This is a genomic window from Mesorhizobium sp. C432A, assembly GCF_030323145.1.
Classification (GTDB): domain Bacteria; phylum Pseudomonadota; class Alphaproteobacteria; order Rhizobiales; family Rhizobiaceae; genus Mesorhizobium.
Genome location: NZ_CP100470.1, coordinates 2,379,335 through 2,391,053, shown reverse-complemented (window position 1 = coordinate 2,391,053; position 11,719 = coordinate 2,379,335). Strand labels below are relative to the sequence as shown.

The 11,719-nt window shown below is 60.8% G+C and carries 14 protein-coding genes; 9 read left to right on the top strand and 5 right to left on the bottom strand.

Translation table 11 applies throughout. The annotated features are described in order from the left end of the window. The first annotated feature begins 57 nt into the window (after window positions 1-57). The 3 genes from NLY33_RS11525 to NLY33_RS11515 all read left to right on the top strand — a co-directional run bounded on the left by NLY33_RS11525 (window position 58) and on the right by NLY33_RS11515 (window position 5,974). Window positions 58-2,460 carry a glycoside hydrolase family 24 protein gene (locus tag NLY33_RS11525; RefSeq protein WP_198020321.1) on the top strand — a complete coding sequence of 801 codons (2,403 nt, stop codon included), beginning with the start codon at window positions 58-60 and terminating at the stop codon, window positions 2,458-2,460. Beyond that, complete coding sequence (locus tag NLY33_RS11520; RefSeq protein ID WP_023707608.1) at window positions 2,460-4,628, top strand: hypothetical protein; 2,169 nt, start codon at window positions 2,460-2,462, stop codon at window positions 4,626-4,628. Before NLY33_RS11525 ends, NLY33_RS11520 begins: the two co-directional genes overlap by 1 nt. 212 nt (window positions 4,629-4,840) lie before the next feature. After that, entirely contained in the window at window positions 4,841-5,974 is a 1,134-nt protein-coding gene (locus tag NLY33_RS11515) for a pyocin knob domain-containing protein (RefSeq protein WP_023707607.1), read from the top strand. Here NLY33_RS11515 and NLY33_RS11510 read toward each other — a convergent pair. After that, the gene (locus NLY33_RS11510; protein ID WP_023707606.1) at window positions 5,971-6,933 is read right to left on the bottom strand and encodes a glycosyltransferase family 8 protein; all 963 of its coding nucleotides are present in this window, start codon (window positions 6,931-6,933) and stop codon (window positions 5,971-5,973) included. The two genes, NLY33_RS11515 and NLY33_RS11510, sit on opposite strands and share 4 nt — an antisense overlap. 185 nt (window positions 6,934-7,118) lie before the next feature. On the opposite strand from NLY33_RS11510, the gene NLY33_RS11505 reads away from it, so the two are divergent. Next, on the top strand, window positions 7,119-7,535 hold the full coding sequence (locus NLY33_RS11505; RefSeq protein ID WP_156932554.1) for a hypothetical protein: 417 nt from the start codon (window positions 7,119-7,121) through the stop codon (window positions 7,533-7,535). On the opposite strand, the gene NLY33_RS11500 is transcribed toward NLY33_RS11505, so the two are convergent. Together NLY33_RS11500 and NLY33_RS11495 are read right to left on the bottom strand one after the other, a co-directional pair. Then, the gene (locus tag NLY33_RS11500) at window positions 7,519-8,304 is read right to left on the bottom strand and encodes a hypothetical protein (RefSeq protein WP_023707605.1); all 786 of its coding nucleotides are present in this window, start codon (window positions 8,302-8,304) and stop codon (window positions 7,519-7,521) included. The genes NLY33_RS11505 and NLY33_RS11500 overlap by 17 nt on opposite strands. 75 nt (window positions 8,305-8,379) lie before the next feature. Then, a complete protein-coding gene (locus tag NLY33_RS11495) occupies window positions 8,380-8,973 on the bottom strand; it encodes a CatB-related O-acetyltransferase (protein ID WP_023691813.1) in 594 nt (197 codons plus the stop codon). 69 nt (window positions 8,974-9,042) lie between these two features. On the opposite strand from NLY33_RS11495, the gene NLY33_RS11490 reads away from it, so the two are divergent. The 5 genes from NLY33_RS11490 to NLY33_RS11470 are packed head-to-tail and all read left to right on the top strand — an operon-like array spanning window position 9,043 to window position 10,749. After that, complete coding sequence (locus tag NLY33_RS11490) at window positions 9,043-9,693, top strand: glycoside hydrolase family 108 protein (RefSeq protein WP_023707604.1); 651 nt, start codon at window positions 9,043-9,045, stop codon at window positions 9,691-9,693. A 2-nt stretch (window positions 9,694-9,695) separates the two neighbouring features. Then, on the top strand, window positions 9,696-9,920 hold the full coding sequence (locus tag NLY33_RS11485) for a hypothetical protein (RefSeq protein WP_031195962.1): 225 nt from the start codon (window positions 9,696-9,698) through the stop codon (window positions 9,918-9,920). A 1-nt stretch (window position 9,921) separates the two neighbouring features. After that, complete coding sequence (locus tag NLY33_RS11480) at window positions 9,922-10,179, top strand: hypothetical protein (protein ID WP_023691816.1); 258 nt, start codon at window positions 9,922-9,924, stop codon at window positions 10,177-10,179. Continuing rightward, on the top strand, window positions 10,158-10,346 hold the full coding sequence (locus tag NLY33_RS11475; protein ID WP_023691817.1) for a hypothetical protein: 189 nt from the start codon (window positions 10,158-10,160) through the stop codon (window positions 10,344-10,346). Before NLY33_RS11480 ends, NLY33_RS11475 begins: the two co-directional genes overlap by 22 nt. A 1-nt stretch (window position 10,347) precedes the next feature. Beyond that, a complete protein-coding gene (locus NLY33_RS11470) occupies window positions 10,348-10,749 on the top strand; it encodes a DUF1515 family protein (RefSeq protein WP_023707603.1) in 402 nt (133 codons plus the stop codon). A 221-nt stretch (window positions 10,750-10,970) separates the two neighbouring features. Here the strand turns inward: NLY33_RS11470 and NLY33_RS11465 are convergent, their stop codons facing one another. Both NLY33_RS11465 and NLY33_RS11460 read right to left on the bottom strand, forming a co-directional pair. Further along, window positions 10,971-11,180: a hypothetical protein gene (locus NLY33_RS11465; RefSeq protein ID WP_023695648.1), complete on the bottom strand. Its 210-nt coding sequence runs from the start codon at window positions 11,178-11,180 to the stop codon at window positions 10,971-10,973. 91 nt (window positions 11,181-11,271) lie between these two features. Further along, window positions 11,272-11,622, bottom strand: coding sequence for a sunset domain-containing protein (locus NLY33_RS11460; protein WP_023695647.1), 351 nt, complete (start codon window positions 11,620-11,622; stop codon window positions 11,272-11,274). Window positions 11,623-11,719 lie beyond the last annotated feature (97 nt).

The following is an 11,719-nucleotide window of genomic DNA, read 5'->3' as shown; positions in this document are numbered from 1 at the left end:
GCAATTGTCCAGGCGCTGATGTCTTCCCAGCGGGCGCCGCAGAACATCGGCGAGGGCTTGAACGCGCTCGGCGATGGCATCGTGCAGAATGTGCTCAACAGGCGCGCCGACGCGGCAGAGACCGCAGGACAAGCCCGCGCGACCGACGCGTTTGGCGGCATGATCAATGCCGGCACTTTCCCGGCGGCTCCGGGCTCTCCAGTTGCGGCCTCCGCGAGCGGCGCGGCCGACTACGGCGGCGACCAACTCGCATGGCAGGACGCAAAGCCTTACCAGAAGGCGCTGCTCAACACGATTTCCGGCCCAGAAAGCGGCGGTCGCTACAACGTCATCTATGGCGGCGGGAAGTTCGACGATTTCTCCCGCCACCCTAACCAGGCGGTGCGCATCCAAACCGGGCCGAATGCTGGCCGCACCTCGTCAGCCGCCGGCAAGTATCAGTTTTTGGGTTCCACATGGGACGATGAGGCCAAGGAACTCGGCTTGCCCGACTTCTCGCCAGTCAACCAGGACAAGGCGGCATGGAACCTCGCCGCCAAGACCTACAAGGCCAAGACGGGCCAAGTGCTCGACGACGTTCTACAATCCGGCGATCCGGACGCAATCGCCAACGTAGGCCAGGTCTTGAGCGGGACGTGGACGAGCCTTCCCGGTGGCATCGAGCAGGGCACAAATACGAACAGGTTCGTTGCGACCTACCAGAAGGCGCTTGGCGCCGGCGCTACGCCCGCACAGGCAACGCGGGCGGCCCAGCAGGAGCAGTCACAAGACCCAGTTCAGGTTGCCTCGCTCGATCCCTCCGCTGGTATGACACCGGCCCCGAGCCTCGCCACTATGTCGCCCGGCACCACGGCTCCTGCGTATGATCCCAGCGGCCTTCCTCCGCTCGATCCTAACGACCCGATGGCACCCGCAACGCGTCCCACTTATCCCGGCGCTCCGCAAGAACCTGGAAAAGCTGGTGAAGTTCGCCGCGGCGCCGACGGCAAGACCTATCAGTTTGTCGAGACGACTGGCATGGCCGGCGCGACTGGCAATCAGGGATGGATTCCGGTCAATGCCGATGCGCCTTTGCCCAATCCCGGCCCCGGCGATGCTGCTGCGACCACGCCGGCCGGCCAGCGCGTGCTGTCAACAATGATGAGCCCAGAACCGCTGAGCGGTCGCGGTGGCGTCGTGCAGGCCCTCAGCGCGGCTCAGCAGCCCGCTCCAGCGGCAGCGGCCCCGTCGCCGGTCGTTGCGGCTCTTGCTGGCGCTCAGCAGCCCCAGCAGGCTGCACCAGCCTCTGCCGGCGTCCAGAAGGTCGCTCAGGCGATGTCTCCGCAGGAAGACCTGTCCAGCATCCCGGTAGAGGCTGGCGGCACTGGCGGCGCTATCCAGCCCGGTCAGGGCGGTCCGTCTATTCAGCAGATCATGCAGGTTGCCGCTGACCCGTGGGCGTCGCCCGAGCAAAAGGCGATGGCCAATATGATGCTCCAGCAGAAAATGCAGGAGGCCGATCCTTTGCGGCAGCTGCAAATTCAGGCTGCGCGCAAGTCTCTGGCCGTTCCGCCGAAGCAGTGGCAGAAGCTGGACGACGACACCCTGTTCGATGCGGCCAGCGGCGAGACGAAAAGCATTTCAGGCGGCGGCCCGACGAAGTTCGAAGGCAACGGCCTCGATGCCCAGGCTTGGAACATCCTCTCGACCGCCGATCCCGCTTCGCGAGAATATGCAACTGCCTACGCCATCATTTCGCAGCCAAAGACGCAGATGGTGCAGACGCCTGATGGCATGGTGCCTATTCAGGTGCCGCCCAACCTTCCGGCATGGCTACAGGCTCCCGGTGGTGGTGCCGTGACTGCCGCACCAGCCGCGCGAGGAGTGACTTCGCCCGCTCAGGTAGCGCCTCCTGCTGCTGGGGCACCGGCTCCCGCCGTCGCTGCGCCGCCTTCGGCCGCTCCTTCTGCAGGAGCCGTCATCCCCGGCACAATGAAGCCGACAGAAACACAGCGGAACCGGGTTTCCTCCGTCAACCAGGCGTTCGATGCCATCACCGGCGAACTCGACCGCTATTCGGAGCTGGTCGCCAAGACCGGCATCGAGGCAATGCCCGGCGCGTCCAAGGACAATCTGAACACCGTCCGCCAAGGCATCATGTTGCAGATGAAGGAACTCTTCAATCTGGGTGTCCTCAATGGGCCTGATCTCCAGTTGATGGAAAACATGATCTACGACCCGGTTGTCGACGTGACCAAGGACGGCGGGGCATGGAACCTTCCGAGCCAGGTCTACACCGCAGCTACTGGCGGGGCGGGTGACAGGGCGGCCAACAGCGTCAAAGAGCTGAAGCGCATGCTGGAAGGCATCAAGGCTTCGGTCGACCGGACTACGGCCGAGCCGAACGCTCCGGCAGCATCGCCAAATCCGGATGGCTGGAAGGATGTCGGCAACGGTGTTCGGATCAGGGTGAAACCATAATGGCGACATTCGAAATTCAAGGCGCGGACGGCAAGACCTACGAAGTCGACGCGCCCGACGAAAGGACCGCGCTGGGCGCCCTTGGACAGGCCGCGCCGGATGCCTCAGCGCAGACACGCGCTCAGGCCGGCATTGCGCTTGCCCAACAGATGCACACGCTGTCACCCGAGCAAAAGCGCGCTGTTGCCGGCATCGACCAAGACACGCTGCAGCCGGCCCGCGTCCCGGCCTTCGCGCCTCCCGGGTACAATGCGCTCACCGACAGGATCGAGGGCGACGATGCTCTGAGCAAAATGCGCACCACGTCGGGCGGGATACTGGAGGGCATTCCGATCTTGGGCCCAATTATCCGAGGCGGCGTCGATCGGGCAGCTGCTGCGACAATCGCAGGAGCGTCTGACGAGACCTATGACCAAGTTCTGAAGCGCATCCAAGCCGGCACCGCTGCAGAAAAGTCGATGAATCCGAAGCTGGATCGGGCGTCTCAGATTACTGGTGCAGTTGCTGGCACGATACCGGCCATCGCAGCGGCGCCTGGAGCCTTCGGCGTCGGTGCAGGAACACTTGGAACTCGACTGGTGCTGGGTGCTGGGTCGGGCGGGGCGATAAGCGGCGCGGATGCTCTCGTCAGGTCCGGTGGTGATTGGTCTGAAGCTCGGAAGGGTGCTCTAATCGGCGCCGGCCTGGGTCTCGCCGCACCGATCGTAGGCCCGCTCGCTGGCCGAGGCGTCAAATGGCTGGCCGATGCATGGAACCTCGGCGCTGCAGCCAAGGAACTTGGCATCGACAAGGTTGCCGCGGCGATGCTGTCGAGGGCGGCAGGGCGTGACGCCCTCGATGCCGGCGCTCGGGGTCAGATGGAAAAGCTCAGCCCCGGCGGCATGATCATGGATCTTGGCGAAAATCTTCGGTCACAGGCTGCTGGCCTGGCTGCTCTTCCTGGCGAAGGCAAGACAATCGTCAAGGGTGCAGTCGGCGCTCGCGAAGCGGATGCCAATTGGCGTATCCGCTCCGGGCTGGACGAGACGCTTGGTGATGCCCCAACGCCATCGCACCTTATCGACCGCGCGAACCGGAACCAGCAGCTTTTGGCGCCGGAATATCGAGAGGCCTTGCGCGACGCTGGACCAGTCGACACGTTGCCGATCGCCCGATACCTCGAAACCGAAGCCCAGACGCTTCGCGGTGAACCTCAACGCCTCATCCAGCGGGTCAGGGCGATGCTGGATCATCAGCCTACCCCGGCAGATATCGCTCGCGCCCGTGCGCTTGGTCAGCCAGCACCAGGGCCGTCCCTTGTGGCTGACGCTGCCGAATTGCTGAACACCCGCCATGCGATCGACGACCTGCTGGAGACAGCGCAGGGCACAAATGCAAGGAACGCGCTGACAACCGCCCGACAAGCGGTTGACGACGAGCTTCGGGCGTCTGTTCCAGGCATCAAGGAGGTCGACGCGAAATACTCCGAGCTTGCCCGGCAGAAAGAGGCTGTAGGGCGCGGACAGTCGGTTCTCGCCGGTGGCCGAGAAGCGCCACGGCCGAATGAGTTGGTTGATGAGGTCAGGCAAGGTGCTCTGCCACAGGGTCTGCAGATCGGCCCTTCGGCGGTGCCGGTCCGCTTGCGTCAGGGAGCCCGCGCCGAGATCGAGCGCCTGGTTGGCACGACCGCTAACGACCGAGTGGCTCTTCAGCGCGCCGTCGGCGGCGAAGGCGACTGGAACCGCGCGCGGCTATCCACTCTGTTTGGCCGCGAGCCAACCGGCAAGGTGCTCGACATGCTGGAGCGCGAGCGCCACTTTGCCGAGACAACCGATCAGGTAGTTCGCAACTCCTACACCGCAGCCCGCCAGGCCTCACAGCAGGAACTCACCGGCTCCGGCGCCGAGGCCTTTGGTGTCCCTCAGGCGTTCATGGCAGGTGGGGTAGCGGGGGCGGCCCGGGCCACGGCCATGAAAGGCGTTGACGCGGTCGTTGAAGCACTCAGCGGCGTCAAGAATGAAGCCACGCGGAGCGCTATGGCCAAGATCCTCACCAGCAACGATCCGGAAGTGCTTGAGGCTCTTCTTCGCGCTGGCCGTGGCTCGCGTGTGAACGCGTCAGAGGTCGATAAGGTCTCTCGCGCGCTGCTGCTCTCGTCGGGCCAACGCACGGCGCTCCCACAGCATTAGACCCAGGAAGATGGCGAGCATCCCGAACACACCGAAAAACAGCCCGGAGATGAAGTCCTCCGACATCTGATCAAGCCACCATTTCAGGGCGTCGCGAAAAGCGACCAGGATCACAATCGTAATCACTGCCGAGACGATCTGAAGAATTCTGACGCGCATAGGCGCGGAACATAGATCAATCCCCCAAAAAGCAAAAGGTGCTGCCAATGCCTATGAATGGAGCCGGCGTCACGTCATGGCCGCCGAACACAACGGCGATCCCGAACACAACGATCGAGAGCGGGAAATATAACGCCTTCTTGGCCGATCTCCTGTCGATCATGAACACGCCGCGCCCGATCACGATGGGCGGCACGGGCGCGAGCACGGCGGTTGGTGGCAATGATGCTCTGCATACGACCAGCAGTGTCATCGCATCAGCCGCAACGACTGATCTGGCCGCAGCAACCGGTGTCTCCGTCACGGTGTCGGGCGCGGCTGCGATCACCGCTTTCGGCGTGCTGCCCAGCGGCGTCTTGCGTTTCCTGACCTTCTCCGGAGCGGCGACGCTTACCCATAATGCCGCCACGCTCATCCTGCCGGGCGCCGCCAACATCGTTGCCGCCGCCGGTGATACCGCCGTGGCGCAGTCCCTGGGCGGTGGCAGCTGGCGTGTTCGATCCTACATGCGCGCCTCAGGCCAGCCGATCGCCGCAATCTCCGACGCCAACCTCCCCACGCGCCTGGGCGTGGTGGCCAAGACCATTGCCGATTGGAACACGGCGCTCGACAACGGCTGGTATATGGGCAGTGGGGCGGCCAACGCCCCTGCGGCAAACACCGGGTGGAACATCGGCACGGTCGAAGCCCACGGTGCTGCCGGATACAGGACGCAGACAGTCTATGACTTCACCACGGCAGCAGCAGCCAACACGACAATCTGGCGGCGCCACCAGAATGGCGGCGTCTGGGGTGCTTGGTACAAAATCCAGTGGTCTCAGGCCGAACAGGATGCGCGATACCTTCAGATCGCTGGCGCTAAATTCCAAACGGCCTATGAGAGCGCCCAGCAGCCCTACACACTAGGTGGACTCCTGACGCTTGCGCACGGTCTTGGTGTGAAGCCAAAACTGTATGCGATGTTTGCGCAATGCACCACAGTAGATAATGGCTGGGCTATCGGGGACGAAATTCCGCTCTTCATGAGCAACGGTGCCGGTAGCAAGGGGCATGGTATTTGGCCGGATGCTACGAACATCAACGTCAGGATCGGTAACACCGTTTTCGATTACATCAGCAAAGCCGGTGGTAGTGGTTTTGTGGCCACAGCCAGCAGTTGGAAAATTGTCGTGAGGGCATGGGCCTAGGCGAAGCCGCCGACAACCTCCGGAAAACTGATCGCCATTTCCCCAGCATCAGCTTGCGCTGAATATAAAGCATGCGTCTTCCGTCCATCGTAGCGAGCGCGTCGCTGATAGTATTCTTTGCTCGATACCATGGCCGTCAGACCATCAAATCGGCGCTTGAACCTTTTGATGACACCTCGCTCAAATGGGATCAGTTGCTTGAAAGGTCCTGCCCAAGGCGTGTCCTTCGCCAGATCGCGCCAAACTTTGAGGGCTTCAAGTTCGACACCCACCTGATTGCCCCAAGGCTTGCCGCCGGCGAAATGGCGGGCATAGGCATGGGCGAACCGGAATTCCCTTGTGCCGAGTGATTGCAGATTCCAGTTCGGGTGCATTGTCTGCCACTTGCCCTCGAAGACGATGTTCAGCGCGTTCTGATCGTTCAGTTTTCCGAGGACGGCCGTCTTGCGGGTTAGCCCCAATAGGTCGTCAGCCCGAATCGAGTTCATGTCCATGACGACGACGCCGGAATTGAAGTATGGCGCGCCGGGCTGCAGGCCCAGCTTTTCGCGATATGATGGCCGGAAATACATGTAATCGTCATGAGCGGCGAGTAGTGGGGCGCGCAATTGCTGCCCAACCAGATCGTTGATGTCGCGGTTGAAAAGGACGTCGGAATCTGAATATGCGATGCGATCGTAGCCCGTGAAAACAGGCAACCGATCGGAGAAGAGGCGAACGTAGGCTGCTATGCTGTGGCTTGCGGCCTCAAATCGAGCATTCGCGATGAAGGCGGCGACATCAACCAATTCGACGCGGCCGCTCAATATACGCTGGCCGATACCGAGATCCTCTTGGCGAACTCCGGTATAAAGAAGGTAGCCATCGATCGGCGTCGAAACGTCTGTGATCCGACGCGCTGCAAGGCAGGCGTACGGGAAATATTCCGCGTCAGCGGCCAAAAAGAAGCATGAGTTCATTCGGTCAAATCTGCCCGTCTAAATCGGTGCCGAGAAGGCATGCGCCTACCGCGTTTCCCCTCGCCTGATCTCAAAATCATCGTGGTGCGTCCAATAGTAAACGACAGCTGACATAGCGACGACGCCCAACGCAAAGCCGATCGCCAACCCCAAATAGAACATCTTCGCCTCATCGCAAAAAGAGCGTGCTTGGCCAACACATACATCAATCACAATTTCTGGGTAAGGGACCGGTAGATATGACCAAATTTTTCGTCGACGCCGATGGCGTCTATCTCGGCGGCTTCGACGGTGAAGGCGTCGTGCTGCCTGAAAATGGCATAGAGGTGCCCGAGGCGCCCGACGACGCGCGCCAAATCTGGAACGGCAACGCTTGGAGCGAGCAGCCAGCCTTGCGCCGTTTGATTCTGAAATCGGTTGTACAGGCTCGCATCATCGACGCGGGCAAGATGGCGCAGGCCTATGCCGCGCTGACCGGCAATCCAATCTATTTTGCCCGCTGGTTCGCGCCGGATCGGCCGGAAGTTTATAGTGACGATCCTGACGCAGTCGGGCTAGTCCGTGCTCTTGGGCTCGATCCTGCGGTCATCCTCGCGCCTTGAGTTTTTGGCGAATGATATCCACCGGCGTCCGCCACATTCGATATCGGCCAGCTTCGACGATTTGCCGTGCAACGGGCTCGGCAGCGTATGCATCGAAGAAGCGATATACACGAGGTTCTGCGAACGCCTTCTTCCCTCGTGTATTATAGTCCCTGATCTTGAGCTTATGCGGGCTGATCGTCCGCCCCCCCAAGGACAAGGCTATGCCGATGCAGAACTGCTCCGCAGCGTCAATTTTCGATATCTGATGGACAGCAAGCATCGGTGGATACGCGTCCATCAGAGCGGGAAGATTGTCTCGATGCACTCCGAGAATGCCACTTTGCCACATAGGTTCGCGGCCCGTGATAACATGTTCGCCGATCCGAAGGCCTTCCCCTTCCAGCACAGGCGTCCATTTGTGGGGTTTCTCTAGGCGTCGCATCACTGAATGCTTAGGCGAAATGCTTTCGAAGCCAAGGGATAGAAATCCTGCTGGGTAGTGGTCTGAGTCCATGAAGATGAGGCGGTCGGTCATCCTCAGTAATTTGATCAGCGCCCGGGCCTTGATGCCAAAATGATATTGACCGCTGAAGGACCAAGCCTCTTTCTGCATGTCAGTCAGAAGCAACGTCTCCATGGGATAGTCGACAAACAATTCGGGCCTGTCCGTCGCAATAATGATCTTTGCTTCTGGACAATGATACAAAAGCTTGAGGGCGCTCAGCAACGCGCCGCGATGGTACAATTCGTTTCCGCCATACGCGATGTAACCGAAAACGTCCTTCATCACCACTCACCTCGGTGCAACCGTACGCCACCTCTTGTGAAACTGCGTCGCCTCACGCGCCTACGGCGCAGATTACTAGAGCTTCGGGGTCGACACTGACTTTATTCGAGTAGCGTGCTTTGCAATGAAAACCTCGATCGGACCGCTGAGAGTAGCTGCCTCGCTCTTGATCTTATCCTCGTCCCATAACCACCACTGTATTTCCAGCAATTGCGCAACGGTATCAGCAGGGAACCGACTGCGGATAACTTGTGCACGATTGCCGGCCACTATCGCATAGGGCTCGACAGACTTAGTGACGACGGAGCCGGCACCCACAACAGCGCCGTCGCCGACTGTCACGCCTGGCAATATGATGGCACCGTGGCCAATCCAAACATCGTTGCCGATCGTGATGCCCCCAGGCTTCCCAGCGTTGGGTAAAGGCTCAGGCTGCTTCAGGACGCGGCTATAGATCGGGAATGAAGTGGCACTCTTCGTCTGGTGTTGGCCGGTGCACATGAACAGCACTTGGCCAGCAACAGAGCAGAAGCTACCCACATTTAGGGGCGCTTCATTAGTCGGGAAAAGCACCTTCCGCCAAGTGACGCCGTAGGTGTGGCGGCCGACGGACACATTATCGGGCAGTTTCGCGCGCGCGTCTTTGAACCACTTAGAAAATACTGACATTTAGACATCCCGCCCTGACCGCTAAAGAGCGGTTACCTTCTTTCAAATGCAACCTCAAGAGGCTTACACATGGACCGCAATTTCGTGCGGGCGCTCGCGCTCGTTCTCAAATCGGAAGGGCTCTGGTCGGACAATCCGGCCGATCCGGGCGGCGCCACCATGAAGGGAGTTACCATTGCCAATTTCCGCCGCTATGTGAAGGCGGATGCGACGAAGGACGATCTGCGCCATATCACCGATGCGCAGATCGCCACTGTTTATCGCCGCTTTTATTGGGATGCGGTCGCTGGCGCCGAACTACCCGATGGTGTCGATTATGCCACCTTTGACTTCGCGGTCAACAGCGGCCCGAGCCGAGCTGCGAAGTATCTGCAAGCCGTGGTCGGTGTGGCGCAGGACGGGCGCATAGGCCCTGCCACCATGGCCGCGCTAGGCAAGAAGTCACCCGGCGCGGTCATCGACGCTCTCTGCGACAATCGGCTGACCTTCCTGAAGGGGCTCAAGACATGGCCCACCTTCGGCAAGGGCTGGGCCTCTCGCGTCGAGAGCGTGCGCCGGGCGTCACGGTCGATGACGATACAGCCGGCGCCCGCGAAGCCCATCCCGGCTTCACAGCCACCCGTAGCGCCTCCTGCCGCTCCTGATCCGGCCTATGTCGAGCGCAATCCGTTTTGGGCGGGCCTGTTCGCTATCCTCAAAGCCATCTTCGGAAGGAAATGACCATGAAGTGGTTCAACACCAACAGCTTCCACAACCTCCTGAACGTGCTGATCACCGTCGTTTGCGGTGGCGCGCTCGTCGGCTTCGACTGGACCATGTTCGGCCTCACCGATCGCACGGCATTGCAGATCAGCGGCGCGCTGGCTTTGCTCAAGCTGGTGATCAACGCCGTGCGCGATGGCCCGACCGGCATGGTTGCGCCTCCACCGCCGGCCGAGGAGAAGTGAGATGGCCGAACTCATCATCGCCGGCCTCGAAGGATTCTTTCTCAATCCCACCGTCATGGCCATTGGTGCCGGCGTTGTCCTTGCCATCGGTGCTTGGATCAAGGGCAGGCTTTCCGGAGCCAAGGCAGAGCAGGCCAAGCATGACGCCGAGCGGCTGGCGGCCCGCACCGAATCCGACAAGATCGACCAGGCCGTCGCCGGCATGAGTGACGCCGAAGTGCTGAAAGGACAGGCCAGATGGTCACGCCCAAAGTCCTAGCGCTTGTCGCCTTCATGGCGCTCGGCGCCTGTCAGCACGCGGGCGGTTCATTCTGCGATATCGAGGAGCCGAACCGCAACCCGGTCGAGGACATGACCGTTGTTGAGGCAAGAGACGCGCTCGCCCACAATCTCAAGGGCGAAAAGCTCTGCGGCTGGGAAGCCTGACATGGCAACATCGGCGACGAAGAGCCTAGAGATGATGGTAGGCGGCCTCGTCGCCGCTATGGAGGGCGTCCAGCGGGACGTAACCGAGATCCGGCGCGATATCAAAGACAGCGATGCCAGGGCCGCGCTCTCTTATGAGCAGTCTGAACAGCGCGCCGCTGCCAGCCGGTCGAAGATGTACGCGAAGACCGACGAGCTGGTGGAGCGGCTTGCCGAAACTGAAGGCGCGGTGAGATCCCTCAGCGAAGATATGACGGAGGTGAAAGCCGTCACTGCCGAGGTGACCAGATGGAAGCTGATGGGCCTAGGTGCCTTGGGCGTGACCGGTATGGCAGCGGCCGCCTTGGCCTCCCTGGTCACGGCCTACTGGTCAGATATTTGGCGGGTGATGCGTGGCGGCTAATGCCAATTACAATGTCCTGTACGGAACTGCGCACGGGTATGTGGGTCCGAGACAGGCTGGTGCTTAAAATTGTTTGGAACAAGAGCCGCATCTGCGGGTTTATGTCGTGCAGCGGCTTTCTCAGGAATATGGCCGCTCTATTCAAGGTGCAGAACCCGCCGCCATGGTCCCCCCTCAGCGGCGGGTTTCTCTATTCCGATAAGGGCGCTACCCAGCCAAGATCAGAGTAAGCTGCTATCGAGCGAATCCAACTTTGAGCGAATGCTGCTGATTGCATCCACGATAGCGTCTGCCGTTGTTCGGTCGAGGGCAATATCCAGGCGACCTTCAGTTGTCTGGATTGAAAGAACGCCGAGAACGCCGTCTTTGGCCCGAACCGTGGCAATGCGAATTTCGGTCGGCACAAAGGGTGCCTTTTCCATACGCTTCATGGGTTGCTCGCTTCAGGTTCTCTGGCGTGACCGTCGCGCAACCACGCTACGATTTCAAGCGCAGCGCTTGGCTACCCAGCCGCAGGGAATGTTACACCTTAGCCTTCCGCCACCCCGCCCACCAAGCTTGCCATTGGGAGCAAAACCAGCGCTCGCCCTTGGCTGGGTTGACGACTGTGGTGTTGTAATAGCGCTGACCTGGCATGTGATAGATGCGCTCGCCTGTCTCGACGCTGATATTACCCTTGATGTTGCAGCCAGCCGGCGCTCGGGACGCTGGGGAGTCGCCCTGCCGATGCACGGTCGGCAGAGGATGCAGTTCGGCTTGTGGCATGAAGTAGCTGGCTCCGGCAACGCCACAAAGCAAAACCGGGATTAGCGCCCGCTGATCTAACAGCGAACGCCGACGCCGCCTTACAGGCTTCTGCCTTTGGAGGCCCATAACCCTCTCTCCAACGAGAGAATGCGTCGAACACTTTGGGGAGTCCAGAGCGCTGTCAAGTCGCGCCGCCCTATAGGCTCGCACTCTAGCCATTCGT